This is a genomic window from Komagataeibacter kakiaceti JCM 25156 (assembly GCF_000613305.1).
In genome coordinates, this window is the sequence record NZ_BAIO01000585.1 from 1 (window position 1) to 1,312 (window position 1,312).

Annotated in this window: 2 protein-coding genes; both read left to right on the forward strand. The window is 66.8% G+C overall.

What is annotated here, in order from left to right:
* The coding region (locus tag JCM25156_RS16845) for a glutamate-5-semialdehyde dehydrogenase (RefSeq protein ID WP_025814056.1) at positions 1-798 on the forward strand (798 nt) is incomplete at its 5' end.
* A 56-nt stretch (positions 799-854) separates the two neighbouring features.
* On the forward strand, positions 855-1,312 hold a 458-nt coding region (locus JCM25156_RS16850), incomplete at its 3' end, for a nicotinate-nucleotide adenylyltransferase (protein ID WP_051577545.1).

Genomic DNA, 1,312 nt, shown 5'->3' on the forward strand with positions numbered 1-1,312 from the left:
CTGAACAGCGCGCGCGTCATTCACGCGGCCATGCAGGCGGGGCTGCGCGCGGCGTCCCTGCCGGTGGAATGCGTGCAGATTCCGCCCGATGCCGACCGTGCGCATGTCGCGTCTATGCTGGGAGCGGCGGGGCTGATCGACCTCATCATTCCCCGTGGCGGCAAGTCACTGGTCGAACGCGTCTGCGCCGAAGCCCGGGTGCCCGTTCTGGCCCATGCCGAAGGGCTTTGCCACACTTACGTCCATGCCGCCGCTGATCTGGAAATGGCACGGCGTATCGTGCTCAACGCCAAGCTGCGCCGCCCCGGCATCTGTGGCGCGACCGAGACCCTGCTGGTGGATCAGGCGATCGCGCCAAAGATCCTGCCGGGACTGATCGAGGATTTGGCCACGCGTGGCTGCACTTTCCGCGCGGATGCGCAGGCGCGTGACATCGTGCCGGACCTGCCCGCCGCCACGGAAGAGGACTTCGCCACGGAATGGCTCGACGCCGTTCTGTCCGTGGGCGTGGTGGATGGCGTGGAGGAGGCGCTGGCCCATATCGCCCGCTATGGCAGCGCGCATACCGAAGCCATCGTGACGGAAGACGCGCAGGCCGCTGCCACGTTCCTCAATGGCACCGACAGCGCGGTTGTCATGTGGAACGCTTCCACCCAGTTCTGTGATGGGGGCGAGTTTGGCTTCGGCGCGGAAATCGGCATCGCGACCGGGCGTTTCCATGCCCGTGGCCCCGTCGGGCTGGAGCAGTTGACCACCTACCGCTACGAAGTGATCGGTACGGGGCAGGTCCGGCCCTGACCGTATTGCCGTACTCCAGGGAACCGACCATTCCCACCCGGGGGGATGGGCGGCATATGCGGGTGGGGCTGTTCGGCGGCTCGTTCAACCCGGTGCATGAGGGGCACATCCAGTTGGCGCATCGTGCCCTGCGGCAACTGGCGCTGGACCAGGTCTGGTTTCTTGTCTCGCCCGGTAATCCGCTCAAGCCGGTGGCGGGCATGGCCCCCCTGCCGGAGCGTCTGGCCGGGGTGCGCGCGCGTCTTCATGGCCTGCGGAACAGGAAACTGCTGGCCACCGATATCGAATCCCGGCTTGGAACCCGTTACACGGTTGATACGCTAAGACGGCTGAAGCGGCTTTTTCCGCATGTGCGTTTTGTCTGGCTCATGGGGGCGGACGGGCTGGCGCAGATGGGGCGGTGGCGGCGATGGTGGGATATTGTCAACATGGTTCCGCTCGCGATCCTGCCCCGGCCGGGCTATAATCCCGCCGCGTTGCAGGGGCGGATCGCGCGCAGGCTGGCGCGCTGGCG